The organism is Simplicispira lacusdiani (genome assembly GCF_003604195.1).
GTDB lineage: Bacteria > Pseudomonadota > Gammaproteobacteria > Burkholderiales > Burkholderiaceae_C > Simplicispira > Simplicispira lacusdiani.
On record NZ_QXGR01000002.1, the window covers coordinates 276,325 to 301,445 of the forward strand.

A 25,121-nucleotide genomic window follows, 5' to 3' on the forward strand; every position below is an offset into this window, starting at 1 on the left:
GAGCCCTGGTCTGGGCCGCGCCTGTTCCACCGCTCAAGGACAATGCGACCTGTTCTGGAGCAACTGATATGGAACCCACCCCCATCACCCGCATTCACCCGCAAGCCCAATGGTCGGACGCCGTGGTGCACCAACAGACTGCGTACTTTGTGGAGGTGCCCGAGAGCGGCACCGACATCACGGGCCAGACGCAGGCCCTGTTCGCACAAGCCGAGCGCACCATGGCGCTGTGCGGCACCGACAAGCGCCACATCCTGATGGCGACGATCTACCTCAAGCACATGGCCGATCGCGCCGCCTTCAACGCGCTGTGGCAAGCCTGGCTGCCCGAGGGCTGCGCCCCGGCGCGTGCCTGCGTGGGCGCCGAGCTGGCCAGCCCGGACTATCTGCTGGAGATCGTGTTCACGATGGCGGTACCTCGGGCATAGCCTGCGCTGCCGCCTGCACCACCGCTTCGTCCCGCGCGATGCGGCCGTCGATCAGCTCCACCAGCCGGTCGCAGCGCGCTGCCAAGCGCGGGTCGTGCGTGACCACGACGAAGGCCGTGCCGCGCTCGGCGTGGATGCGGCGCATCAACGCGAACACCTCGGCGGACGACACGGTATCGAGGTTACCCGTGGGCTCGTCGGCCAGTACCAGGGGCGGGTCCATGACCAGCGCGCGCGCCATGGCCACACGCTGCTGCATGCCGCCCGACAGCTCCTTGGGCCGCTTGTCCATCGCCGCGCCCAGGCCCACGGCCGCTAGCAGGTCGCGGGCCTTTTCGTGCTGCGCGGGCGAAACCCGGCCTTCGCCCATGAGCGCGGGCAGGGTCACGTTCTCCAGGGCCGTGAACGCTGGCAGCAGGTGGTGGAACTGGAACACGAAGCCCAGCGTGCGGCGCCGGCGCAACGTGAGTTCGGCGTCGCTCAGGCCACGCACCAGCTCGCCCTGCAGCCAGTAATCGCCCGAGGTCATGCGTTCGAGCAGCCCCAGGATGTTGAGCAGCGTGCTCTTGCCCGAGCCCGAGGGCCCCATGAGCGCGATGAACTCGCCGCGCCGCACGCACAGGTCCAGCCCGTGCAGCACCTCGGCCTCGTTGGGCTGGCCCAGGTTGTAACTCTTGCGCAGAGTCTGCAGTTTGATCAGCGTGTCGGCAGCCATCGTCTTCAGATGCGGATGGCCTGCGCCGGGTCCATGCCGGCCGCTCGCCGCGCCGGCGCCAGCGCCGCGAGCACGCCGCAGGCCGTGGCCAGCAGGGCCACGCGCAACGCCGTGGCGGGCGGCAAGGTGATGGAGAAGAGGGGCTGGCCGTCCGCCCCCCGCACGAAAGTGGTGAAAGCCCAGACCAGCGCCACCGCCAGGGCCACGCCGAGCGCCGAACCCACGGCGCCCACCACGGCGCCCTGCAGCAGGAAGACACGCTGCACCTGCCCGCGCGTGGCACCCATGGCGCGCAGGATGCCGATCTCGCGGCTTTTCTGCACCACCGACACGACGAGCACGCTGGCGATGCCCAGCACCACCACCACCATCACCACGGCGCGGATGATGGTCGTGCTGACCGACTGCGCATGCAGCGCCGACACCAGTTGCGCATTGGTCTCCTGCCAGCTCTCCACGCGCGCCGGGTACTGCTGACGCAGCTGGCCGGCCAGCGCCTGGGCGCCCCAGACGTCGCGCACCGACAGCTCCAGATGCGTGGCGCCGCCGGGCAGCGCCAGCAGGCTTTGCGCGGCGCGCAGCGGCACGATGACGGTGCGGCGGTTGAGATCCTTCACGCCCAGGTCCACAAGGGCAGTGACGCGCAGCGGATCGCCCACCGTGCCGGTGCGCACGGTGAAGCGGTCTCCCACGCGCACGCCCAGGTCGGCCGCCAGTTCGCGCCCGATGATGGCCTCGCCAGGGCCGAGCGAAGCCGTGCCCGCCACCACCTTGGAGCGCAGGCCGACGATGCGGTCGTAACGGTCCAGTTCCACGCCCATGAGCACGATGGACTGCGTGGCCTCGCCGCGCAGCGCCAGCCCCGCGCCCGAGACCATGGGCGAGACCGCCGCGACGTCCGGAAAGGCTTCGAGCAGGGGCACCAGCGCCTGCCAGTTGGCCACTGCGCGCAAGCGCTGGGCGCGGGGCTGGATGTCGGTGGCCACCGTTTCGCCCGGCGCATGCAGCGCGGCCGGCGTGACCACGTCGTCGGGCGCGCGCAGCGTGATGTGCGCCTGCGCGCCCAGGGTCTTGGCCAGGGTGTTCGACTGCAGGCCGTTGATGAGCGCGGAGATATAGGCCACCACGGCCACCCCTGCGGCCACGCCAACGATGATGAGCAGCGTCTGCATGCGGCCCTCGCGCAGGAAGCGCAACGCCACCTGCAGCTCGAAACCGGGCCAGAACCGCATCAGCGCCCCATGGCGCCGGTCAGCGCCGCGCCCACATCCGCCCCTTGCGCGGCCCGGGCGGCCGATGCCGCGTCCCAGGCCACGGCACGGGGTCTGACCCGGTCGCCTGGTTGCACTGCCGGGGCGCGCAGCACGGTATCGCCCTCGGCCAGCCCATCCAGCACCTCGAACGCATCGAGCGTGCGCAGGCCCATGCGCACGCTACGGGTCTGTGCGCGGCCGTCCCGCGCCACCAGCAGCTCGGCAGTGCCGTCCCGCACCGGCCCGCGCAGCGCCGACAGGGGCAGCACGGCCGCTCGTTCGCTCCGCCCGGTCTCGACCTCGACCGACAGCGTCATGTCCTCGCGCAGAAAGGCCGGCGGTGCCTGCTCCAGGGCCAGCTTGACCTCGATGGCGCCGCGCTGCGCGTCCACGCCCGGGGCGATGGACAGGACCCGCGCCGCCATGCGCTGCCCGGCATAGGCATCGGCCACCGCCACGGCCTTCTGGCCCGTGGCGAGCTGCTCCAGAAAGCGCTCGTCCACCTGCGCCACCAGCTGGGTGGGCCCGGCCAGCGCCAGCGTCAGCAAGGCCTTGCCCGGCTGCACGATCTGCCCCGGCTCGACCGTGCGCGCCAGCACGCGCGCATCGGCCGGGGCGCGCAGCGTGGCCTGTTCCAGGCGCGCGCGCGCGGCCTCCGTGGCCGCGCGCGCAGCCTGCGCCTGCGCCTGGGCCTGGGCCATGTCGACCCCGGTATCGGCATTGGCCAGCCATTGCGCACGCGCCGCCGCCTGCTGCGCCAGTGCGACATCCAGCGCGCGCCGGGCCTCGTCGCGCTGTGCGGCACTGTAGAAACCCTGCGCAACCAGCGGCTCGGTGCGCGCCCAATGGGCCTGCGCGGCACGCACCGCCGCATCGGCCTGCGCCAGGGCCGCCTGGGCGGCCGTCCGGCCCGTGCCGCGCAAGCCGGCCAGGCGAGCCTGTGCCTGGGTTTCCGCCGCGACCGCCTGCGCCAGGGCGGCGCGCCATTCATCGTCTTCGAGCCGCACCAGTGCGTCGGCCGCGCGCACCCGGGCGCCTTCAGCCACGAGCACGCGGGCAACGCGCCCGGTCAGGGTGCTGCCGATGTCCACGCGCGAAAGCGTGGCCACGCGCGCGGAGAATTGCAGGGTGCGCACCAACGGAGCTTGGCGCACCACGAGCGCATCCACCTGCGGCGCGCGCTGTGCCAGGAAGGCACCGCCCAGCAGTGCCGCCAGCAGCATGGCCCCGGCCAGGCCCCAACGCATGCGCCGGGACATCATGCAGGCTCCACGGAAGCGGGAGGGTGGGGAACGGTGCGCGAAGAAATCATGGATTTTGTTGGATCAGCGAAAGGCGACGGCCTCTGGGGGCCATTCCAGCGGACGGCTGGACCCAGTGTAGCGCCGGGCCCTCAGCCGCCGAACAGATCCTGCCCGCCCCGTGCCACCGGAGGCTGCAGCCCCAGGTGCCGGAACGCCGCCAGGGTGGCGATGCGCCCACGCGGCGTGCGCTGCAGAAAGCCCTGCTGGATCAGGTAGGGCTCGATCACATCCTCGATGGTGCCGGCCTCTTCGCCGATGCTCGCGGCGATGTTGTCCAGCCCCACCGGGCCGCCGTCGAAGCGGTGGATCACGGCTTCGAGCAGCTTGCGGTCCATCACGTCGAAGCCCTGCGGGTCCACGTCGAGCATGGCCAGCGCGCGGTGCGCCATGTCCAGCGTGATGCGTCCATTGCCCTTGACGTCGGCGTAGTCGCGCACGCGGCGCAGGAGCCGGTTGGCAATGCGCGGCGTGCCGCGCGAGCGCCGCGCGATCTCGAAGCCGCCCTCGTCGTCGATGGGCGCGCCCAGCAAGCCCGCGCTGCGCATAACGATGCGGGCCAGCTCCTCGGGCGTGTAGAACTCCAGCCTCGCCACGATGCCGAAGCGGTCGCGCAGCGGGTTGGTGAGCATGCCCGCGCGCGTGGTCGCGCCCACGAGCGTGAAGGGCTGCAGGTCGAGCTTGATGCTGCGCGCCGCCGGCCCTTCGCCGATCATGATGTCGATCTGGTAGTCCTCCAGCGCGGGATAGAGGATTTCCTCGACCACAGGCGAGAGGCGGTGGATCTCGTCGATGAACAGGACATCGTTGCGCTCCAGATTGGTCAGCAGCGCCGCGAGATCCTTGGGTTTTTCCAGCACCGGCCCGCTGGTCTGGCGCAGGTTCACCCCCAACTCGGCCGCGATGATGTGCGACAGCGTGGTCTTGCCCAGCCCCGGCGGGCCAAACAAGAGCACATGGTCCAGCGCCTCTTCGCGCTTCTTCGCCGCGCCGATGAAAATCTCCAGCTGCTCGCGCGCCTTGGCCTGGCCCACGTACTCCTGCAGCAGCTTGGGGCGCAGGGCGCGTTCGAGGGCTTCTTCGTGGGGTGAGACAGGCGCAGCCGACACCATGCGCTGGGGTGCGGCTGGGGCAAAATTGTCGGTATGGATGGTCACGTGGCAAGGCAGCTTGCGCCGCAAAAATGTAGGCTGCAGCACCTCGAAAGGCGACGCTCGCGATTCTTGCACAGCCCAGGCCCGATGCAATAATGGCCAGCTGTCATTCGCTCTGCCCACACCGAAGACTGCGGAGCATTTTTATAAGGGACATGGAATGAGAAACCACCAATGGATGGGATTCGTTGCCTCGGCATGCCTGGCATTTTCTGCCCACGCCGACCTCCTGAACATCAGTAGCACATCGCTACAGTCTTCTTCCGAAGAAGCCATTGCATGCACCATCATCGCCACGGGCGGCTCTACCTACCAAGGCTATAAAGTGTTGGTCGCCTATTCGGAAGGCGGCGCCTCCGATTCAAACCCTACGCTGCGCGTCCGATCACTCAGCTCGACCGTCGTTTTTGAAAACGACAACTGGCAGGGCGTGCAATACCTCAACGGCCAGTCTGTAAACAATGGTTCGGATTTGTCCAGTCTGTATACCAACACCCTGGGAAGAACGCCAAACCAGGCGAACGACTCCGCCTTGCTGGTGCTGTTTTCTCCGGGCGAGGCCGTTTGTGCGCACTCCAAAGAAGCCAGCAACACCAGCCTCAAAAAAGTGAGCGTGTCTCTCACGGACATCACCAACAAGGTGCTCAGTGTCCAGTCGCTCAGCACGCAGGAAACCTTCCTGCTGCAAAAAAGGCTGCCTAAAGACTGATCACACGCTGTGCGGCCCCGCAGGCTGTGGCCGCACAGCGCGTCAATCGCCTTGACGCTTGTATTTCAGCCGCCCCGCAGGCTTCTCAACACCCGCAGAATGTTTTCAATGGGCTCGACCCCGGACCCCGTACCCGAACCACTCTGACCGCCCAGCCAGTTCTTGAGCGCCTGGCTGTACGACACATCGAAGCGTCCGTACATGTCCAGCCCACCAGTGTTGGTGCACGAAGCCGATCCACCATACAGCGTACCCACGACATAGCGCCCGTCCGTGGAGAACAAGGCCGAACCACTGCTGCCACCCTGGGTGGTGCCCGAACTCCAGGTCACCATGTAGAAGTTACCCGAGTTGCCGGTGCAGCCGAACTGATTGCCTCCGGTACTGGAGCAACTGGTCTGGCCCGACACCTCACCCTTGCTGATCTTGAGCATGTCCCCCGCGGGGTGATGCAACCCGACAATGGGCGTGCGATTCGCCAGCGCCGCCCCCGATGCGTCCCAACCGGCAAAGTAGGCACCAGCGGGCGCGGCATCGTTAAGCCGCATGAAGGAAACATCGGTACTGCTGCTGGCATGCAACAACGTGGCACCGTTGTACAACTTGGTCGTGCGGTCTGACAGCGCCCGCGTATTGCAGCCCGATGACTGGTAGAACCAATCGGTCTGCAGCGTTGAGGCCGCCGTCTGCGTGGAAATGCAGTGGTTGGCGCTGAGGAAATAGGGTGTGCCCGAACTCTGCGCATCATTGAGCAAGGTACCAGTGCAAGCATAGGTATTGCCCCCCGAGGTGAACAGCATGCGCGCCACGGCGTTGCTCTGTGTGGCGTAGCTGGCGTCGCATACTGCATCCAGGTTGCACGCAGCTGATTCGTTGATCTTGACCGATGCATCGCCTGCTGCCGGCTCCAATTCGGCAAAGATGTGCGATACGGTTGGAACCGCGATCTCGACAGCTTGCGTCGATACGCCTTCGGGCAGTTCAATTTCGAGCGTGACTTCTTCAGAACCAAAATCCGGCGTCCACCAGGTGCGCGCCTCTGCGCTGTCACCCACGGCTTGCGTGTTGCGCAGCACATGCATCAACACATCCTTGCCCATGATCTGGTACACGGTCTCGGGGCGCGCTTGGCTATAGACGCGCAACACGGCCGCTTCTGGCAGCGCAGTGACCTGCACGCCCAGGCGCAGACCCAGGGCGTCCTTGGCGGAAATACTGAGGGCCGCAACCTGCGCGCCAGTGCCGGTGCGTGTCCACTGAAGCTGCTGCTGGGTCTGCGTTGTAGTGGCTGCTGCGGACACTGACCGCGCCTCGCCCACCATGCGAGGACCAGGCACCGCCTGTGCCAGATCGCCCTTGCTGGACTGCAAAATTCCGAGTTCGATACGCGCAGGCACTGGCAGCGCACTTGCATCACGGGTTTTCACAGACGCAGGGGCAATCGCTGTCTGGGGTGCAGCCATGCCTTCGACTCGCAGCACGGACGCGGCAGACCCCGTCGACTGCTGGCCGTCACCACCGCATCCTGCCAATGTTGCGCCAAGCAGCACCAATGCGGTACCGCACATCGTTTTCCAGTTCCCGTGCATCTGAACCCCCATTTCAAACATCACTAACATCAGAAGATCATTTCGCCAGCGTTTTGAGAGCGAGCTTAATCCCATCGCTGACCGCCACATCCTGAGGCAAAGCCTTGAGCGCAGCAGCCGCTTCCTTGTCGCTGTACCCCAAAGCGAGCAACGCCTGAAGAATATCGCCTTGTGCGCCGCTTGCTGGCTGGGCGCCGGCGCTCCCCATTTCTCCTCCCAGCTTCCCCTTGAGTTCCAGCAGCAACCGCTCGGCCGTCTTCTTGCCGATGCCCGGCACCTTGACCAGGCGCCCGGACTCCTGCAACGTGATGGCCTGCGCCAGGTCCTGCACGCCCATGCCGCTCAGGATGGACAGCGCCGTCCGCGGTCCCACACCCGATATCTTGATCAGCTCGCGGAACGCCGCGCGCTCCTCAGCGCTGCCGAAACCATACAGCAACTGCGCATCCTCGCGCACGATGAACTGCGTAAGCAGGCTCACCGCCTGGCCCACCGCCGGCAGGTTGTAGAAGGTGCTCATCGGCACCTGCACCTCGTAGCCCACGCCGTGGCAGTCCACCAGCACCTCGGGCGGATTCTTCTCCAGCAAGGTGCCGGTCAATTTGCCTATCATTGATGTCCTTTGTCGCCGTCCGGCGCATTCCGACGGAATTATCAACGTGATCCTGCGCCACACCTTCACCCCCCACAACAATACCCGCCTCACGCACCTGTGCGGCCCGGCCGACAGCCACCTGCGCACCATCGAGGCGGCCTTGCAGGTCAGCATCGCGCACCGGCACGAACAGTTCAAGGTGGACGGCCCGAAGGCGCGCGCCACCCAGGCGCTGGAGGTACTGCAGGCCGTGTACGAAATGGCCGAGCGCCCCATCAGCGAAGAGCACCTGCAGCTCATGCTGGCGGGTGACAGCGCGATGAGCGCCGAGGCCGAGGGCGCCCCCTCTCCGCTGACCACGCGCCGTGCCGATCTGCGCGCACGCACGCCCACGCAGGCCGTGTACCTCGACAACATCGCCACGCACGACATCACCTTCGGCATCGGCCCGGCTGGCACCGGCAAGACCTACCTCGCCGTGGCCTGCGCCGTCGATGCGCTGGAGCGCAGCAACGTGCAGCGCATCGTGCTCACGCGCCCGGCGGTGGAGGCGGGAGAGCGCCTGGGCTTCCTGCCCGGCGACCTGGCGCAGAAGGTCGACCCCTACCTGCGACCGCTGTACGACGCCCTCTACGACCTCATGGGCTACGACAAGGTGCAGAAGGCTTTCGAGCGCAACGCGCTGGAGATCGCCCCGCTGGCCTTCATGCGCGGGCGCACGCTGAACAACGCCTTCGTCATCCTCGACGAAGCGCAGAACACCACCCCCGAGCAGATGAAGATGTTCCTCACGCGCATCGGCTTCGGCGCCAAGGCCGTGATCACGGGCGACGTGAGCCAGGTCGATCTCCCCAAGGGTGCGCTGAGCGGGCTGATCGACGCCGAGCGCGTGCTCAAGCGCGTCAAGGGCATCGCTGTCACGCGCTTCACCAGTGCCGACGTGGTGCGTCACCCGTTGGTGGCGCGCATCGTCGATGCCTACGACGCCCAACGGGGCCGCCGCAGCGCCGATTGACAACCACCATACTCCTATATTAATAGCTGCTCGCGCAATCAGGACGGGCGCTGGAGGCCAAAATGGCTTTGAATCAACTCACGCTCTCCTTGCAGTTTGCCCGCAGTAACGACGCGGCAGCCCACCGCGCCGTGCTGCCGCGCCACAAGGTGGCGCGCTGGATCCGCCACGCCCTTGCTCAGGATGCCGAAATCACCGTGCGCATCGTCGGCGAGAACGAAGGCCGCCAGCTCAACCGCGACTACCGGCACAAGGACTACGCCACCAACGTGCTGACCTTCGATTACACCCAGGAGCCTGTGGTTACCGCCGACCTGGTGCTCTGCGCCCCCGTGGTCGAACGCGAAGCACGCGAACAGAACAAGAGCCTGGAAGAACATTACGCCCACCTGCTTGTGCACGGCACGCTGCATGCCCAGGGCTGGGACCATGAAACCAGCGAGCAGGATGCGCAGGAGATGGAGGCCTACGAGACGGACATCCTGCGGGAGCTGGGGGTCGCAAATCCTTACGCGACCTGAGAAAGCGTACGCAAGCTCTCACTATCCGAAAGGATAGAACAAGAGACTCCTGAAGTTGTCTGCCAGCATGACATGTTGTCTCGGATGGCGATCGTTCACGTCTCGCAGCAATGTTGTGACGCACTTTTTTGACATATTCATCCTGAGCGTCGCAAGTCCCTAAAGTATCCTCGCGCACGGCCCCACACAACCCCTGTCACTTGACCGCGAACCCTCCCGGTCAAGCAGCATTTGGTACTGAACCCTTAAAAACAACTATGCGCAGACCAACACGCATCCATTCTCTCGCCGCCCTGTTGTGGGTCGCCCCCTGCTGTTGAGCGCCTGCGGCGGTGGCACGGACACAGGCCAGGGATCCACCAGCCTCAATGCGCCCACAGATTTGGTGGTGGACTATGGCCCGAAAGGCTACCAATTCAAATGGGCTACCACCATTGGCGCCACACACTACGAATTGGCAGAAGATCCTGATGGAGCCGCCGGCGCACTTACAGAAACCGCCATTGGCGGCAACATCACCAACAACGGCTACGCTTACAGTCAGGCAGATCGGTTACTTCACACGCGCGTGAACGCCAGCTACAGGGTACGCGCTTGCGATGCCAATGGCTGCAGCGCCTACAGCACAGCCATCACACCAGATATCGGCAAGGCCATCGGTTACTTCAAAGCCAGCAACGCCGACAAAGGCGACGCCTTTGGCAGCAGCGTGGCGCTTTCGGCGGATGGCAGCACCATGGCCGTCGGTGCGACAGACGAGGATAGCAATGCCACCGGCGCCAACGGAAACCAAGCCGACAATACCGTCAGCGGGGCGGGTGCGGTGTATGTGTTCACACGCTCAGCCCTAGGTTGGGTCCAGCAAGCCTATCTCAAGGCCAGCAACACCAAGCTCGTCACCAATGAAAGAGGTAACCCCCACGTTGCGAGCTTTGGCTTCAGCTTATCGCTCTCGAGTGATGGCAGTACGCTGGCTGTGGGCGCCCCCGATGAAGCTAGCAATGCACGCGGCATCGATGGCGATCAAACCAATACCCAGACCCCTGGTGCAGGTGCAGTGTATGTATTTCACCGCACCGGCGATGCCTGGAGTCAGCAGACCTATCTCAAGGCCAGCAATACAGCAGCAGTGGCCCAATACAGCGGCGATATCGCCTATGGCTCCTACGTTGTCCAAGCCGCCCGCTTTGGCATGAGCGTCTCCCTCGCGGCCGATGGCAAGACACTGGCTGTGGGCGCGCCGGGCGAAGCCAGCAACGCCACAGGCATCAACGGAGACCAAACCGACACATCCACTCCCGGCAGAGGGGCTGTGTACATGTTCACCCATGGCTCGACCTGGGAGCAAAAAGCCTACATCAAGGCAGTAGCCACCAACGAAAGCGTAGGCTTCCCAGTTGCACTGTCGGCTGACGGACGTACATTGGCCACCGGCGGTGGGGGGATGGTGGCACTGTTCACCCACGACGGCAGCCAATGGCGTCAGCAGACCGTGGTACGGGGCAGCAACACCGAGCTCGAGGATAGCTTCGGGTACAAACTAGCCCTTGCGGCCGATGGCAACACCCTGGCGGTGGGTGCCATCGGGGAGACCACCAACGGCACTGGCATCAACAATCCACCGGGCACACGCTCGCTGATCCGTGCAGGTGCGGCCTATGTGTTCACCCGCAGCAACGGCGGATGGAGCCAACAGGCCTACATCAAGCCCAGCAACACCAATCAGGACGACTGGTTTGGCTTCGGCATCGCCCTGTCCGGTGATGGCAACACGCTGGCCGTGGGTGCCGCCGCAGAAGCCGGCAGCAGCTCAGGCCTGGCGGGCAACCAGACCGACAACAACGCCGGAGGCGCTGGTGCGGTTTACCTCTTCCAGCGTAGCAGCAGCACCTGGGACCAGCGCGCCTATATCAAGGCCAGCAACACCGATGCGGGCGATATGTTTGGCACCAGTGTGGCCCTGTCGGCGGATGGAAACACCCTGGTCGTGGGAGCCCCTACCGAAGGCAGTCTTGCTACGGGCATACAAGGCGACCAGGCCGACAATTCGGGTGCCGCAGGCACCACGGTGGGCAGAAGGGTTGCAGCGGGCGCAGTGTACATGTACTGATCTTGCTGATTCATTGCAAGCCGTAGCTTGTTGCCGATACCGGTTGCGGTGCTTGCTGCATTGACCTATACGGCATGCAAAACACCTGTGCCTGCACGTGACCCAATCATCTGCGCTGCAGCCAGTAGGATCGAAAGCAGGAGTGACCCATGTTCGAGACTGCCCTGCTGCTCACCGCCGCCTTCATCGCCGGCGCCCTCAATGCCGTCGCCGGAGGCGGTAGCTTTCTGACGCTGCCCGCCCTCGTCTTCACCGGCGTGCCGCCCGTGGCGGCCAATGCCACGGGCACGGTGGCGCTGCTGCCGGGCTACATCGCCGGGGCCTGGGGCTTCCGTGAAGACACCGCCCCGCCGCCGGGCCTGTCGATGCGTCTGCTGGTGGTGCTCTCGCTGATCGGCGGCGCGGCGGGTGCGGCGCTGCTGCTGGTCACGCCCGACGCCACCTTCCGGCGCGTCGTGCCCTGGCTGCTGCTGGCGGCCACGGCGCTGTTCGCCTTTGGGCCCTGGCTGCGTGCGCGGCTGGCGGGCGGCAAGCCCTCCACGGCCCGCGCCACCATCGGCGTGCTGGCCGTGGCGGGCTACGGCGGCTACTTCAACGGCGGGCTGGGCATCCTGCTGCTGGCGCTGTTCGGCCTCTTGGGCCAGACCAACCTCAACGCCATGAACGGGCTGAAGAACTGGGTGTCGGCCCTGCTCACGGCCATCGCCGTGGCCATCTACGCCGCAGGCGGCGTGGTGCACTGGCCCCAGGCGCTAATGATGATGCTGGCCGCCACGGCGGGCGGCTACGGCGGCGCGCGCGTGGCGCGCAAGCTGCCCGCGCCGGTGCTGCGCTGGGGCATTGTGGCGACGGGACTGGTGATGGCGGGGCTGTTCTTCTGGCGACAGTGAACCGCAACGGAATGCCTCCCCCCAGCCCCGGGCGTGCGAACGACCGCGCGCTCTGGGCCATGCTGCTGGCCCTGCTCAGCAGCTTCGCGCTCAGCCAGGCCTTCCGCACCACCACGGCCATGATGGCCCAGGGGCTGACGGCGGAGTTCGGGCTGTCCGCCCAGTCGCTGGGCGCCTTCGCCGGGCTGTTCGGCCTGTCCTTCGGCGTGGCCCAGTTGCTGATGGGCGTGGGGCTGGACCTGTACGGCCTGCGCCGCACCGTGCTCATCGCCTTTCCATTCACCATCGCGGGCTCCGCGCTCTCCGCCCTGGCGCCCGGCTATGCCTGGCTGATGGCGGGCCAGTTGCTGATCGGCATGGGCTGCTCGCCCGCCTTCCTGGCCTGCACGCTGTTCATCGCGCGGCACTTTCCGGCGGATCGCTTCGCCTTTCTCTCGGGCGTGGCCATGGGCGTGGGCGGGCTGGGCCTGCTGTTCACCGGCACGCCGCTGGCCTGGCTGGTGCAGCACGGTGGCTGGCGCACCGGCTACGCGGCGCTGGCCGGTTTGAGCGCGTTGTCGTGGCTGCTGATCTACCTGCGCGTGCACGAGCCACCGCTGCCTGCTGCTCCTGTGGCCGCGCGCGAAACCTGGGGCCAGGCCCTGCGCGGCTTTGCCGAGCTGCTGCTCCTGCCCCACACCTGGGGCATCCTGCTGCTGGGCATGTCGGGCTACGCCGCCTTCCTGTCGCTGCGCGGCCTGTGGCTGGCGCCGCTGCTGATGGACCGCTTCCACCTCACGCTGGTGGACAGCGGCAACGTCGCGCTCGCCCTGTCGCTCATCGCGCTGTTCGCGCCCGGCCTGTCGGGCCGGCTGGACCCCGGCACCGCAAAGCGCCGGTTCTGGATCGCCAACGCCTCGCTGCTGATGGCCGGGATGTTCGTGGCGCTGGCACTGCTGCGGCAGCACACGGGCGCCAGCGTGGCGCTGATCCTGCTGATGGGTCTGCTGTCGGGCTACGGCGTGCTGCAGTACGCCGACGTGCGCACCTCCTACCCACCCGCGCTGACGGGCCGCGCCCTCTCTGCGTTCACCATGGCCATGTTCCTGGGCGTGGCGCTGATGCAGTGGTTCACCGGCATTGTCGCCACCTGGGCCGCGCAGCGCGGCACAGACCCGCACACCGCCGTGATGCTCGCCATCGCCGGGTGGCTGGCGCTGGCGTCGATGGGGTTCCGGTGGTTGCCGGTGTCGCCGTTGCTGGTCCAGAAAAAATAAGAAAAAACAGACCTTTGCGCTGAGCCATCAAGCGTCAGCAGCTATCGTTTTTGAATCAAACTCTGGCTGGTTCCATGCGCATTGGAATCGTCACCGGCCCATCGTTGACCAGGTGCACCTGCATCTCGGTGGCAAACCGGCCCGTCTGCACCACGGGGTGCAGGGCACGCGCCCGCTCCACCACGTAGTCGAACAGCCGCCGCCCCTCGTCGGGCGCAGCGGCCTGGCTGAAGCCGGGGCGGTTGCCGCTGGAGGTGTCTGCCGCCAGGGTGAACTGGCTCACCAGCAGCAGGCCGCCGCCGATGTCCTGCACGCTGCGGTTCATCTTGCCAGCCTCGTCGCTGAAGATGCGCAGCTTGAGGATCTTGGCCAGCAGCTTGTCGGCCTCTTGCTCGGTGTCGCCGCGCTCGGCGCACACCAGCACCAGCAGGCCTGCGCCGATGGCGCCCACGGTCTGCCCTTCCACATCGACCCGTGCTTCGCTCACGCGTTGCAAGATGCTGATCATTTCATTCCCTCCTTGGAGGCGTCGGGCAGGTCGTCAAAATGCGCCTCCACATCGGTCGGCAGCAGCTCGATGGTGGCGCGCAGGCCGGGCACGGCGGCCATCAGCGCGCGCTCGACCTGGCCGCGCAGTTCGGCGGCGTGGCGCAGGGTCCAGTCGGCCGGCATGTGCATGTGCATGTCCACGAAGCGGCGCTGCCCGGCGCGGCGGGTGGACACATGGTCAAAACGCAGCGCCCCCGGAGGCTGGCCCTGCACGAAGCGCTGCAGCGTGGCCTCGATGGTGGCCTGCACCTCGGGCTCGGCGGCCTCGTCCATCAGACCTTGCGAGGAGCGCCAGACCAGCTCCACACCTTCCTTGAGGATGTTGAGCGCAACGATGATGGCCGCCACGGCATCGAGCCACAACCAACCCGTGAGGGCTGCGCCCACCAGGCCCACCAGCACGCCGGCCGAGGTCCAGACATCGGTGACGAGGTGGCGCGCGTCGGCCTCCAGCGCGATGGAGCGGTGCTCGCGCGCCGCGCGGAACATCACCCAGGCCAGCAGGCCATTGAGCGCCGAACTGAGCACCGACAGCCCCAGGCCCCAGCCCACCTGCTCCAGCGGCTGCGGGTCCAGCAGCCGGTGCACAGCCGCCCACAGGATGCCCGCCGATACCCCCACGATGAGGATGCCCTCGAAGCCCGAGGAAAAATACTCGGCCTTGTGGTGGCCGTAGGGGTGGTTGTCGTCGGCGGGCAACTGCGCCACCGTCACCATGGCCAGGGCGAACACCGCGCTGGCGAGGTTGACGAAGGACTCCATGGCGTCCGACAACAGGCCCACCGAGCCCGTCACGTACCAGGCCAGGGTCTTGAGCGTGATGGTGAGAATGGCCACGCAGACCGACGCCCACAGCAGGTTGCGGGGCGTGAGCCAAGGGCGCGGCGAAGATGCGGTGGATGACATGGCCCCGGATTACACCAGACTGGCATGCCAGAATCCCGCCATGAACAAGGCATGGCACCGCCGCACCGCCGCCACGCTGGCCTGCCTGCTGGCCGCCGGCAGTAGTGCCGGGTGGCTGGCGCATGCACGGCTGCAGCAACTGCAGGCGGCCTTCGAGACCGATGCGCGCATCGTGCACCGCCTGCTGAGCCAGCGCATGGTGCAGCACGACGCCATCCTCTCCACCCTGGCGCTGCTGCAGCCCGCCGAGCCCGGCCTGGGCGGCGCCGATGCCGCGCTGCCGCGCCTGCCCTCGGTGTACCCGCAGATCCTGGACGTTCTGCGCCGCCCTGCCGACGGCACCTGGCCCGCCGCCGCGCCGGAGCTCGACGCCGCCGAGGCCACCTCGCGCGCCACGGGCCACGCCACGCTGGCCCGGCCCGATCTCGCCGCAGGACGCTACCACCTGGTGCTGGCCAGCACCCCCGCCAGCTACGCGCTGCACATCGACCTGCACGCCACCGTGCCGCACGACGAATGGCCCATGGACCCGGTCACCAGCCCCATCCGCGTAACGCTGGAACATGCCGGCCAGGCCTTCACGGTGCAGCCTGGAAGCACCCCAGCCCGGGGCTGGACCTACGGATTTCGCAAGGCCCTGGCCTCGCCGAGCCAGCCGCTGGACGTGGTGGCACAACGCGTGGTGGGCTGGGACGAGCTGCCCTGGTTCGCCATGCTGGGTTGGTGCGCGGCCACCGCCGCCGCCGCCGTGGCCGGGCGCGCGCTGTGGCGCCACCGCGTGGCGCGCCGACGCGCCGAGGAGCTGCTGCGCCTGGGCCAGGTGGCGCGCCTGAACACGCTGGGCGAACTCGCCGCCGGCATGGCGCACGAACTCAACCAGCCCCTCACCGCGCTGCTGTCGGGCACGCAGGCCGCGCAGCGCCTGCTGGGCGACGACCCACCCGACCTGGACACCGCGCGCACCGCCATGGCCCGCGCCGTGGAGCAGGCGCGCCGCGCCTCCGACGTGGTGGGCCGGCTGCGCCGCCTGGTCGAGCGCCCCGACCTCGCCGGCCAGATGCAGCCCCTGCAACTGCCCGCCGCCGTGCACGACGTGCTGCACCTGCTGGAGCCCGAATGCCGCGCCCGCGCCGTGGTGCCCGAGGTGCAGGCCGAGCCCGGCCTCCCCGCCGTGCTGGCCGAGCCCGTGGCGCTGCAGCAGATCGTGCACAACCTCGTGATGAACGCGCTGCAGGCGCTGGAGCAGGTACCCGCCGCCGAGCGCCGCCTGGAGCTGCGCCTGGGCACCCCCACCCCCGGCCAGGTGCAGCTCACCGTGCGCGACCACGGCCCCGGCATCCCGCCCGAGGCCCGCGAGCGCCTGTTCGAGCCCTTCTTCACCACGCGCGCCGGCGGCCTCGGGCTGGGCCTGCCGCTGTGCGAAAGCCTGGCCCAGGCCATGGGTGCCAGCCTCCAGCTCGCCCCCGGCAACGGCCGGGGCGCGGCCTTCGTGCTCCTGCTGCCCGCCGCCACGCCCACACCATGAACGACAGCGCCTCCTCCCTCTCGCCCCTGATCCACCTCGTGGACGACGACGCCGCCGTGCGCGAGGGCCTCTCCCTGCTCATCGCCACCGTGGGCCTGCGCGTGCAGGCCTGGGCCGACCCGCAGGCCTTCCTGGCCGGGTTCGACCGCGCCAGCATCGGCGCCATCGTGCTCGACGTGCGCATGCCCGGCACCAGCGGCCTGGCCGTGCTGGAGCAGCTGCAGGCCCAGGGCGCGGACCAGCCCGTGATCCTGCTCACCGGCCACGGCACGGTGGACATGTGCCGCCGCGCCTTCAAGGCCGGCGCGGCCGAGTTCCTCGAAAAACCCGTGGAAGACGAGGTGCTCATCGAGGCCCTGCAGAACGCCGTGCGCCAGCATGTGCGCTCGCGCGAACGCCACCAGGCCGATCAGCAAGCGCGCGAGCGCCACGCCCAGCTCTCGGCGCGCGAGCGCGAGGTGCTGGGCCTGATCGTCGAGGGGCTGACGAACAAGGAGATCGGCCGCGCGCTCGAACTCTCGCCGCGCACCGTGGAAACGCACCGCGCCAACCTGTTCGCCAAGCTCGGCGTGGACTCGCTGGCCCAGCTCATCCGGCGCTACGCGGCGCTGGTGGAATAAGGCGCCCGTCCGGCAGGTGCTCCGTAGAACTACGGACATGTGCGCGTAGCCGTCCGCATGGTGCGGCGCAGCGGCTTTTTCTACAGTTCTCCCCACGGCGCCGCAACGGGTGGCGCCGAAAGACCACCACCGGAGAACACCATGCGCCACAGCCTCAAGACCACCGCCTTCGCCCTCGCCTTCATCGCCACGGCCGCCAGCGCCGAAGGCGTGCGCACCGAGCGCAACATGTCGCTCGACCTGGCCAACCAGATCGCCGCGCACACCGTCGCCGCCTGCACCGCCGGCGGCTACAACGTGACGGCCACCGTGGTGGACCGCGCCGGCACCGTGCGCGCCGTGCAGCGCGCCGACAACGCCGGCCCGCACACGCTCGAAGCCAGCCGCCTCAAGGCCTACACCTCGGCCTCGGCCAAGAACACCACGCTGGCCATCATGGAAGGCTCGCAGAAGAACCCCGCCGCCGCCAACCTGGGCCAGATCCCCGGCTACCTGCTGCTGGGCGGCGGCGTGCCGGTGAAGGTGGGCAACGAGGTCATCGGCGCCGTGGGCGTCGGCGGCGCGCCCGGCGGCCACCTGGATGAGCAGTGCGCCATGGCGGCAATCGCCAAGGTCCAGGATCAACTCAAGTAAGCAGGCCCCCGCCATGGCACAGCGCAAGCTTCTGTCCTGGGTCTTGCTGGCGGCGCCCCTGCTGCTGGTGCTGCCCGCACAGGCCCAGGTGGCACCCACGGCCAGCGAGATCGCGGCATACCAGGGTCTGCACGCCGCCGCCGCGCGCGGCGACACCGCCGGGCTGCAGCGCCTGCTGGCAGCACGGCCTGACGTGAATGCGCGCGACGCCCATGGCCGCACGCCGCTGCACGTGGCCACCTTCGCGCGCCAGCGCGAGGCGGTGCGCCTGCTGGCCCAGGCGGGCGCGGCGCTCGACCTGCTGGAGAACGACCGCTACGACGCGGTCACCATCGCCGCCGTGGCCGATGACGAGGACACGCTGCGCCTGCTGCTGCAGCTGGGCGCCAGCGCCAGGCAGGTGACCAGCCGCTACGACGGCACCGCGCTCATCGCCGCCGCCCACCTGGGGCATGTGGGCGTGGTGCGCCAGCTCATCGCGGCCGGCGCGCCGCTGGACCATGTGAACAACCTGCACTGGACGGCACTGATCGAATCCATCGTGCTCGGCGACGGCGGGCCGCGCCACCAGGCCACGCTGCAGGCGCTGCTCGACGCGGGCGCCAGCACCCGGCTCGCCGACCGCCACGGCAACACGCCGCTGCAGCTCGCGCGTCAGCGCGGCTATGACGCCATGGTGAAGATGCTGGAGGCGGCCGGCGCACGCCCGTGAGGGCGGCGCAAAACGCTATTGAATCAATAGCTGGTAGCGCTTATGGTTAAAGCGCCACAGGCCGATTTCATTCAGAAAACTCGCCGTCGGTCACCAGCCGCGCCTTGACGCTCTTGCCCTTGACGCGGCCGCTGTTGAGGCGCTGCACGACCTGGGCGGCGATGGCGCGGTCCACCGCCACGTAGGTGGAGAAGTCGTTCACGTTGATCTTGCCGACCTGCTCGCGCGTGAAGCCCATCTCGCCGGTGAGCGCGCCCAGCACGTCGCCCGCGCGGATCTTCTCCTTGCGCCCGCCGATGATCTGCAGCGTGGCCATGGGCGGCAGCAGCAGGCCGCTTCCGGTGGGCGTGAGTTCGGCCAGCGGGTACCAGCGCGATTCGCGGCCCTGCAACTGCTCGATCTTGCCCACGCTGCCCATCTCGTCCATGCTCGCCAGGCTCAGCGCCAAGCCCTCGGCATCGCCCCGGCCGGTGCGGCCGATGCGGTGGATGTGCACCTCGGGGTCGGGCGTCACATCCACGTTGATGACGGCGGCCAGGTTGGCGATGTCCAGCCCGCGCGCGGCCACGTCAGTGGCCACCAGCACCGAGCAGCTGCGGTTGGCAAAGCGCACCAGCACCTGGTCGCGCTCGCGCTGCTCCAGCTCGCCGAACAGCGCCAGCGCGCTGTAGCCTTGCGCCTGCAGCACGGCCACGAGGTCGCGGCACTGCTGCTTGGTGTTGCAGAACGCGATGGACGACTCGGGCCGGAAATGGCCCAGCAGCAGCGAGACCGCGTGCAAGCGCTCGGAATCCTTCACCTCGTACCAGCGCTGCTCAATCTTGGCCTCGGCATGCTGGGCCTGCACCGTGATCTGCTGCGGGTTCTTCAGGAACTGCGCGCTGAGCTTGGCGATGCCCTCCGGGTAGGTGGCCGAGAAGAGCAGCGTCTGGCGCTCTTTCGGGCACTGGCGCGCCACGGTGGCGATGTCGTCGAAGAAGCCCATGTCGAGCATGCGGTCGGCCTCGTCGAGCACCAGGGTGTTGAGGGCTTCGAGCGTGAGGCTGCCGCGCTCCAGGTGGTCCATCACGCGGCCGGGCGTGCCCACCACGATGTGCGCGCCGTGCTCCAGGCTGGCGATCTGGCCGCGCAGCGGCACGCCGCCGCACAGGGTCACGACCTTGATGTTCTCCTCGGCGCGCGCCAGGCGGCGGACCTCGGTGGCCACCTGGTCGGCCAGCTCGCGCGTGGGGCACAGCACCAGCGCCTGCACGGCGAAGCGGCGCGGGTTCAGGCGCGCCAGCAGGGCCAGGCCGAAGGCGGCCGTCTTGCCGCTGCCGGTGCTGGCCTGGGCGATCAGGTCCTGGCCGCGCAGCGCCAGCGGCAGGCTGGCCGCCTGGATGGGAGTCATCTGGGTGTAGCCGAGCTGCTGCAGATTGGCGAGCTGGGCGGAGCCCAGGGCCAGCGTGCTGAAGGCCGCGCCGGCTTGGTTGTCTTGGGATGTCATGGGCGGGATTATCCGGCCCGGCCGGGATCCCGGTGGCTCCACCGCGCTGCGCGCGCCCCACGGCGCATGAAACGCCCCCAGGCCAGCGCCCGCGCGCAAGGGCCGCCGCCTCCGAGGGGTGTTCACCCCAGCAGGGCCATGACACCCACGAAGGCCAGGGTGTGCGCCACGATGCCCGGCGCCACGGCCAGCGCGTAGCGCCAGCCGCCGCTGGCCAGCGCCACCGCGCTCTTGCTCCCGGCGTGCACCAGCAGCGCCGCCATCAGGGCCTGCGCCACGACCGGCGCCATGGGGCTGGCCGGGCCGCCCTGCACCAACAGGGCGGCGGTCGCGGCGTGCACATCGGCCAGCGCGGCGAGCAGCGCGCCCACCAGCATGCCGGCATCCCCCTGCCAGCGCGTGAGCAACAGCACGCCCACTTGCACCGCCGTCAGCAGCGCCGCGATGAGGGCCGCATCGCGCAGCTTGAACATGGCCGTGTCGGGCGGGAGTTGAGGGCGGGCCGTTCCATCCTCGGGGCCTGCAGTCGCACCCCGCACCCGCCACCAGCCCCAGGCACCCGCCACCACGGCCCCGGCGAGCGCCGGCGCCCAGAGCCGCGCCAGCCAGGCGGGCTGCACGGTGGCCGCGACCACCACGATCTGCGCCATGGTGGCCACGCACGACAGCACCGCCGCGCCGGCCTGCGCGCGCACCGCCACGGCGCCCTCGCGCGCCTCCAGGCCCAGGCTGGCGATGGTGGCGGTGCTGGAGACAAACCCCGAGGCCAGCGCCGACAGCGCCATGGCCTGGCGTGCCTGCAGCAGGCGGCGCCCCACGTGGGCCAGCGACTGGATCACCAGCAGCACCAGCAGCAGGCGCATGACGACGCGCGGATTCAGCAGCCCCTGCCACAGCGGCTCGTTCGGCACCAGCGGCGCCACCAGCAGCAGCAGCGCCGCCAGGACGAGGCCGCTGCGCACCTCGCCCGGCTGCAGCCAGTCGCGGGAGAACTGGTGCAGGCTGTCCCGCGCCGCCAGCAGGCCCGTGGCGGCCACGGCCAGCGCGGCGGCGAGCATCTGGTCGCGCGCGCACAGCACGCCGATCAGGTAGGCCAGCAGCAGGGCGATCTCGGTGGTCACGCCGGGGTCACCCGAGCGGTCGCGCGCATAGGCCGTGACCGCCAGCGCGGCGATGAAAACGCCCACCACGGCCACCAGCGCCGGCGAACCGATCAGGGCCGCCGCCGCGCCGCTGAGCGAGGCCAGGGTGAACGAGCGCACGCCCGCGAGCGAGCGGAAAGGTCCGTCGCCCTTGCGCCGCTCGCGCTCGATGCCCATCAGCAAGCCGCAGCCCAGCGCGCTGGCCAGCACCGCCATGGCGGCCGAGAAATCGCCCCATTCCTGCATGCACGCTCCCGCGAACCGTTCCTGGATATGCCCCGATGCTGCCAGAAACCAGGCCCGCGCGGCCTGCTGCGGCCGGGCTGGATGCGGATTTGTCCCAAGTCGCGCGCCCCGGCAATCGGCTATAAACAAATCAACCAGTGCGGTGCTCCATGCCAGACACATCGAACGATGCCCACACCCCGGCTGCCGGGGCACCCAGCGACTCCCTGCTGCGGCTGATCGCAGACTCCGTCCCCGCGCTGATGGCGTACTACGACCTGCCCAGCCTGCACTGCCGCTTCGCCAACCAGGGCTACGCCGCCTACAACGGCCACAGCACCGAATCCATCCTCGGCCTCACGGTCCGCGAGGCCATCGGCGAGAAGGCCTGGCAGGCGATCGAGCCCCACGTCGAGCGCTGCAAGCAGGGCGAGCGCGTGAAATACGTGCGCGAACAGACACTGCCGAGTGGCGAGGCGCGCATGATCGAGGTCAACCTCATCCCCCACGTCATGCCGCCCGCGCAGCTCGTGGGCGCCTTCGTGCTGATCACCGACATCACCGAGCGCTGGCGCGCCGAGAACGCGGTGCGCCAGAGCGAGGAGCGCATGCGCAAGTTCGCGGCGGCCACCGACGAGGCCATCGTGTTCCACCGTAACGGCCTCATCATCGACGGCAACGAGGCGCTGCAGCGGCTCACCGGCTACACCCTGCCCGAGGTGCTGGGTCTGTCGATCTTCAGCTTCATCACCCCCGAATGGCGGCCGGTGGCGCTGGAATACACGCGCAGCGGGCGCGAGGACCCCTACGAGGTCACCATCACCCACAAGGACGGCCGCACCATCCCGGTCGAGGCGGTGGGCAAGACCATGCCCATGCACCACGCGGACTACCGCATCGTCGTGCTGCACGACATCACCGTGCGCAAGCAGGCGCAGGAACGCGAGGCCTTCATCGCGCTGCACGATCCGCTCACGCAGTTGCCCAACCGGCGCCACCTGATGGAGCAGCTCGACCGCGTGCTCTCGCTGGCCCAGCGGCAGCGCGGGCGCGCCGCCGTGCTGTTCGTCGACCTGGACCACTTCAAGACCGTGAACGACTCGCTCGGCCACCACGCGGGCGACCAGTTGCTGTGCGACGTGGCCGCGCGCATCAAGCAGTGCGTGCGCGAGGCCGACATGGTGGCCCGCCTGGGCGGCGACGAGTTCGTGGTCGTGCTCGCGGATATCCACGGCCCCGACGACGCCGCCCATGTGGCCGACAAGCTGCTCGAAGCCATGCACGGCGCGTTCACGCTCGACAACCAGCCGGTCACCATGTCGCCCTCGATCGGCATCAGCCTCTTCCCGGACGACGGCAGCACCGGCGACGTGCTGCTGCGCTGCGCCGACGCCGCCATGTACCACGCCAAGGAGAACGGGCGCGGCAACCGCCAGTTCTTCCAGCCCGGCATGGACGGCCGCGCCATGGAGGTGCTGCAGCAGGAACGCCAGCTGCGCGCGGCCATCACCAGCCACGCCTTCGTGCTGCACTACCAGCCCCAGATGAGCCTGCGGGACGGATCGCTCCAGGGCTTCGAGGCCCTGGTGCGCTGGAACCACCCCGAACGCGGCCTGGTCGGTCCGGACGAATTCATCGGTTTCGCCGAATCGCGCGGCCTCATCGCGCCCATCGGCCGCTGGGTGCTGCACGAGGCCTGCCGCCAGCTCAAGGCCTGGCAGGACGAAGGGCTGGCCCAGGTGCCCATGGCCGTGAACCTGTCGGCGCTGGAATTCCGCCAGCGCGACCTGGTGGGCGAGATCGCGGCCGTGCTGCGCTCCACCGGCCTGCCGCCGCGCTTCCTGGAGATCGAGCTCACCGAATCGGTGCTGATGCACCAGACCGGCCCCGTGCTCGACACGCTCAACGCCATCCAGGCGCTGGGCGTGGGCGTGTCGGTGGACGACTTCGGCACCGGCTACTCGTCGCTGGCCTACCTCAAGCGCTACCCCATCGACAAGCTCAAGATCGACCGCTCCTTCGTCATGGACACGCCCGGCGACGCCGACGACGTGGCCATCGTCACCGCCATCATCCAGATGGGCCACAGCCTGCAGCTCAAGACCGTGGCCGAGGGCGTGGAAACCGCCGCGCAGATGGAACTGCTGCGGCAGCTGGGCTGCGACCTGGTGCAGGGCTTCCTGATTTCGGTGCCGATGGATGCGCAGGACACCCGCCGCTGGCTGACGCGCCCGGAGTGACGGTGTCACACGCCGGTGTCCGCGCTTGTGGACAATAGGCCCATGCCCCAGATCCCCGACTTCATCGCCCCGACCCGCCACACCGACCCCGCCGATGCCCTGGCCCAGGTGCAGCGCATCTACCAGCAGCAGATCGAACACCTGCGCGGCGCCATGCAGCGCTTCGTGGCCGGCGAGACGCCAGACGCGCCGGTGCGCGCGTTCTACCCCTTCGTGCGCGTGCACACCACCACCGTGGCGCGCGCCGACAGCAAGCTGGCCTACGGCTTCGTCGAGGGCCCGGGACGCTACGAGACCACGCTGACGCGGCCCGACCTGTTCTCCGACTACTACGAGGAACAGTTCCGCCTGCTGCGGCGCAGCCACGGCGTGGCGCTGGAGGTGGGCACGAGCACGCACCCGATCCCGATCCACTTCTCGTTCGCCGAGCACGACCATGTCGAAGGCCAGCTGGGCCCCGAGCGGCGCATGCTGATGCGCGACCTGTTCGACCTGCCCGACCTCGCCGCCATGGACGATGGCATCGCCAACGGCACGCGCCAGCACCGCCCCGGCGAGGCCCAGCCGCTGTCGCTGTTCACCGCGCCGCGCGTGGACTATTCGCTGCACCGCCTGCGCCACTACACGGGCACGGCGCCCGAGTGGTTCCAGAACTTCGTGCTGTTCACCAACTACCAGTTCTACATCGACGAGTTCGTGCGCCTGGGCCACGCCGAGATGGCCAAGCCCGACAGCGAGTACATCGCCTTCATCGAACCGGGCAACGTGGTCACGCGCCGCGTGGGCCTCGCCGCCGAACCCGGTGACGAGCTGGGCGCGCCGCCGCCGCGCCTGCCGCAGATGCCGGCCTACCACCTGATGCGCGCGGACCGCAGCGGCATCACCATGGTGAACATCGGCGTGGGCCCGGCCAACGCCAAGACCATCACCGACCACATCGCCGTGCTGCGCCCGCACGCCTGGCTCATGCTGGGCCACTGCGCCGGCCTGCGCAACAGCCAGCAGCTGGGCGACTACGTGCTGGCCCACGCCTATGTGCGCGAGGACCATGTGCTCGACGAGGACCTGCCTCTGTGGGTGCCCATTCCCGCGCTGGCCGAGATCCAGGTGGCGCTGGAGCAGGCCGTGGCCGACGTCACGCGCATGGGCCGCGACGAACTCAAGCGCATCATGCGCACCGGCACCGTGGCCAGCACCGACAACCGCAACTGGGAGCTGCTGCCCGACAACCTGCCCCAGCGCCGCTTCAGCCAGAGCCGCGCCGTGGCGCTGGACATGGAAAGCGCCACCATCGCCGCCAACGGCTTCCGCTTCCGCGTGCCCTACGGCACGCTCCTGTGCGTGAGCGACAAGCCGCTGCACGGCGAGATCAAGCTGCCCGGCATGGCCAACCACTTCTACCGCGAGCGCGTGGACCAGCACCTGCGCATCGGCATGCGCGCCATCGACATCCTGCGCGAGGGCGGCGTGGACCGCCTGCACAGCCGCAAGCTGCGCAGCTTCGCCGAAGTGGCGTTCCAGTGAGCCTCGGAGCGCCGATCCATGCG

At 68.6% G+C, this 25,121-nt stretch carries 23 protein-coding genes; 13 read left to right on the plus strand and 10 right to left on the minus strand.

Features of this window, described 5'->3' with window-relative positions; all coding sequences use genetic code 11:
- The first annotated feature begins 68 nt into the window (after window positions 1-68).
- Entirely contained in the window at window positions 69-428 is a 360-nt protein-coding gene (locus D8S75_RS03945; protein ID WP_119964638.1) for a RidA family protein, read from the plus strand.
- Here the strand turns inward: D8S75_RS03945 and D8S75_RS03950 are convergent.
- From D8S75_RS03950 to ruvB, 4 genes are all read right to left on the minus strand, one after another.
- The gene (locus tag D8S75_RS03950) at window positions 403-1,143 is read right to left on the minus strand and encodes an ABC transporter ATP-binding protein (RefSeq protein ID WP_119964639.1); all 741 of its coding nucleotides are present in this window, start codon (window positions 1,141-1,143) and stop codon (window positions 403-405) included. The two genes, D8S75_RS03945 and D8S75_RS03950, sit on opposite strands and share 26 nt — an antisense overlap.
- Window positions 1,144-1,148: 5 nt before the next feature.
- Window positions 1,149-2,375 (minus strand): FtsX-like permease family protein, encoded by a 1,227-nt coding sequence (locus D8S75_RS03955; protein WP_119964640.1) that lies wholly within the window; start codon window positions 2,373-2,375, stop codon window positions 1,149-1,151.
- The gene (locus D8S75_RS03960) at window positions 2,375-3,658 is read right to left on the minus strand and encodes an efflux RND transporter periplasmic adaptor subunit (protein WP_232828884.1); all 1,284 of its coding nucleotides are present in this window, start codon (window positions 3,656-3,658) and stop codon (window positions 2,375-2,377) included. Before D8S75_RS03960 ends, D8S75_RS03955 begins: the two co-directional genes overlap by 1 nt.
- Window positions 3,659-3,789: 131 nt before the next feature.
- Window positions 3,790-4,854: a Holliday junction branch migration DNA helicase RuvB gene (gene ruvB, locus D8S75_RS03965; RefSeq protein ID WP_119964774.1), complete on the minus strand. Its 1,065-nt coding sequence runs from the start codon at window positions 4,852-4,854 to the stop codon at window positions 3,790-3,792.
- Window positions 4,855-5,011: 157 nt separating this feature from the next.
- On the opposite strand from ruvB, the gene D8S75_RS03970 reads away from it, so the two are divergent.
- Complete coding sequence (locus D8S75_RS03970; RefSeq protein ID WP_157982586.1) at window positions 5,012-5,560, plus strand: hypothetical protein; 549 nt, start codon at window positions 5,012-5,014, stop codon at window positions 5,558-5,560.
- 65 nt (window positions 5,561-5,625) lie between these two features.
- Here the strand turns inward: D8S75_RS03970 and D8S75_RS03975 are convergent, their stop codons facing one another.
- On the minus strand, window positions 5,626-7,179 hold the full coding sequence (locus D8S75_RS03975) for a trypsin-like serine peptidase (RefSeq protein WP_232828886.1): 1,554 nt from the start codon (window positions 7,177-7,179) through the stop codon (window positions 5,626-5,628).
- A 7-nt stretch (window positions 7,180-7,186) separates the two neighbouring features.
- A complete protein-coding gene (gene ruvA, locus D8S75_RS03980; RefSeq protein ID WP_119964642.1) occupies window positions 7,187-7,762 on the minus strand; it encodes a Holliday junction branch migration protein RuvA in 576 nt (191 codons plus the stop codon).
- A gap of 46 nt (window positions 7,763-7,808) precedes the next feature.
- On the opposite strand from ruvA, the gene D8S75_RS03985 reads away from it, so the two are divergent.
- The 5 genes from D8S75_RS03985 (at window position 7,809) to D8S75_RS04005 (ending at window position 13,536) form a co-directional block, all read left to right on the plus strand.
- Window positions 7,809-8,759 (plus strand): PhoH family protein, encoded by a 951-nt coding sequence (locus D8S75_RS03985; RefSeq protein ID WP_119964643.1) that lies wholly within the window; start codon window positions 7,809-7,811, stop codon window positions 8,757-8,759.
- A gap of 62 nt (window positions 8,760-8,821) precedes the next feature.
- On the plus strand, window positions 8,822-9,280 hold the full coding sequence (gene ybeY, locus D8S75_RS03990; RefSeq protein ID WP_119964644.1) for an rRNA maturation RNase YbeY: 459 nt from the start codon (window positions 8,822-8,824) through the stop codon (window positions 9,278-9,280).
- A gap of 298 nt (window positions 9,281-9,578) precedes the next feature.
- Entirely contained in the window at window positions 9,579-11,390 is a 1,812-nt protein-coding gene (locus D8S75_RS03995; RefSeq protein ID WP_198673138.1) for an FG-GAP repeat protein, read from the plus strand.
- Between the two features lie 149 nt (window positions 11,391-11,539).
- Window positions 11,540-12,280, plus strand: a complete 741-nt coding sequence (locus D8S75_RS04000) for a sulfite exporter TauE/SafE family protein (protein WP_119964646.1) — start codon at window positions 11,540-11,542, stop codon at window positions 12,278-12,280.
- An 11-nt stretch (window positions 12,281-12,291) separates the two neighbouring features.
- A complete protein-coding gene (locus D8S75_RS04005; protein ID WP_119964647.1) occupies window positions 12,292-13,536 on the plus strand; it encodes an MFS transporter in 1,245 nt (414 codons plus the stop codon).
- A 55-nt stretch (window positions 13,537-13,591) separates the two neighbouring features.
- On the opposite strand, the gene dtd is transcribed toward D8S75_RS04005, so the two are convergent.
- Complete coding sequence (gene dtd / locus D8S75_RS04010) at window positions 13,592-14,044, minus strand: D-aminoacyl-tRNA deacylase (RefSeq protein WP_119964648.1); 453 nt, start codon at window positions 14,042-14,044, stop codon at window positions 13,592-13,594.
- Window positions 14,041-14,991, minus strand: a complete 951-nt coding sequence (locus D8S75_RS04015; protein WP_119964649.1) for a cation diffusion facilitator family transporter — start codon at window positions 14,989-14,991, stop codon at window positions 14,041-14,043. Before D8S75_RS04015 ends, dtd begins: the two co-directional genes overlap by 4 nt.
- Before the next feature lie 40 nt (window positions 14,992-15,031).
- On the opposite strand from D8S75_RS04015, the gene D8S75_RS04020 reads away from it, so the two are divergent.
- The 4 genes from D8S75_RS04020 (at window position 15,032) to D8S75_RS04035 (ending at window position 18,481) form a co-directional block, all read left to right on the plus strand.
- A complete protein-coding gene (locus tag D8S75_RS04020; protein WP_119964650.1) occupies window positions 15,032-16,516 on the plus strand; it encodes a sensor histidine kinase in 1,485 nt (494 codons plus the stop codon).
- On the plus strand, window positions 16,513-17,136 hold the full coding sequence (locus tag D8S75_RS04025) for a response regulator transcription factor (protein ID WP_119964651.1): 624 nt from the start codon (window positions 16,513-16,515) through the stop codon (window positions 17,134-17,136). Before D8S75_RS04020 ends, D8S75_RS04025 begins: the two co-directional genes overlap by 4 nt.
- A gap of 141 nt (window positions 17,137-17,277) precedes the next feature.
- A complete protein-coding gene (locus D8S75_RS04030; RefSeq protein ID WP_232828888.1) occupies window positions 17,278-17,769 on the plus strand; it encodes a GlcG/HbpS family heme-binding protein in 492 nt (163 codons plus the stop codon).
- Window positions 17,770-17,782: 13 nt separating this feature from the next.
- Entirely contained in the window at window positions 17,783-18,481 is a 699-nt protein-coding gene (locus tag D8S75_RS04035; protein WP_119964653.1) for an ankyrin repeat domain-containing protein, read from the plus strand.
- Between the two features lie 67 nt (window positions 18,482-18,548).
- On the opposite strand, the gene dbpA is transcribed toward D8S75_RS04035, so the two are convergent.
- Complete coding sequence (gene dbpA / locus D8S75_RS04040; RefSeq protein ID WP_119964654.1) at window positions 18,549-19,967, minus strand: ATP-dependent RNA helicase DbpA; 1,419 nt, start codon at window positions 19,965-19,967, stop codon at window positions 18,549-18,551.
- 122 nt (window positions 19,968-20,089) lie between these two features.
- A complete protein-coding gene (locus tag D8S75_RS17850; RefSeq protein WP_119964655.1) occupies window positions 20,090-21,355 on the minus strand; it encodes an MgtC/SapB family protein in 1,266 nt (421 codons plus the stop codon).
- 149 nt (window positions 21,356-21,504) lie between these two features.
- On the opposite strand from D8S75_RS17850, the gene D8S75_RS04050 reads away from it, so the two are divergent.
- Both D8S75_RS04050 and D8S75_RS04055 read left to right on the plus strand, forming a co-directional pair.
- Entirely contained in the window at window positions 21,505-23,574 is a 2,070-nt protein-coding gene (locus tag D8S75_RS04050; protein WP_119964656.1) for a putative bifunctional diguanylate cyclase/phosphodiesterase, read from the plus strand.
- Window positions 23,575-23,616: 42 nt separating this feature from the next.
- Complete coding sequence (locus D8S75_RS04055; protein ID WP_119964657.1) at window positions 23,617-25,098, plus strand: AMP nucleosidase; 1,482 nt, start codon at window positions 23,617-23,619, stop codon at window positions 25,096-25,098.
- Window positions 25,099-25,121 lie beyond the last annotated feature (23 nt).